Source organism: Roseburia faecis (genome assembly GCF_001406815.1).
Lineage (GTDB): Bacteria > Bacillota > Clostridia > Lachnospirales > Lachnospiraceae > Roseburia > Roseburia faecis.
Genome location: NZ_CVRR01000077.1, coordinates 1 through 566 on the forward strand (window position 1 = coordinate 1; position 566 = coordinate 566).

General features: G+C 43.8%; 2 pseudogenes. Both read right to left on the reverse strand.

The window, feature by feature from the left end:
- Nucleotides 1-256: pseudogene (locus M72_RS14880) on the reverse strand (ABC transporter permease); the annotation flags it as partial.
- A 1-nt stretch (nucleotide 257) separates the two neighbouring features.
- Nucleotides 258-566, reverse strand: a pseudogene (locus M72_RS14885) (ABC transporter ATP-binding protein); the annotation flags it as partial.

Genomic DNA, 566 nt, shown 5'->3' on the forward strand with positions numbered 1-566 from the left:
GATAAGTTTCCAAAGCCGATTTGATCCTATCCGGGGTCACTTCACCAGCGGATGTTTTATATAAATCTTGTTTGTACTTGATAGCTGCCAAGCCATCTAATTCTGTAACCGTGCCATCTTCGTTTGGACGGTTAATACCCTCAAATGAAATAGGCAGGTATGCCATGGCTACGGAAAGCAAAAGTGCGATTGCAAGTAAAATCAGGGTGCGCCGTGACTTCAAAATACGTTTTAGTTCAAGTCTAAAAAGCCGCATATTATCTGTCCTCCTTTTCCAAGTCTGTCTGTGGGAACAACCACAGATACAGATCTTCCAATCGTGGCTCCGTTGTAACAGACCCATCAATTTCCGAATGTTCGGACAGATAACGAATAGAAACCTGATTGTGATCTTCGCCTCGCTGATTGATAATGCGCAGCCGCATTTCACATTCCGGCAGCTTTGAGGTCGGAATTATGCAATTCCAAACCTTGCCCTCAATCCGCTTGACAAGTTCTGCGGTAGTTCCGACATCAACAATTTCTCCGGCTTTCATAATTGCGTTGCGCGTAGAAATATATTCTAT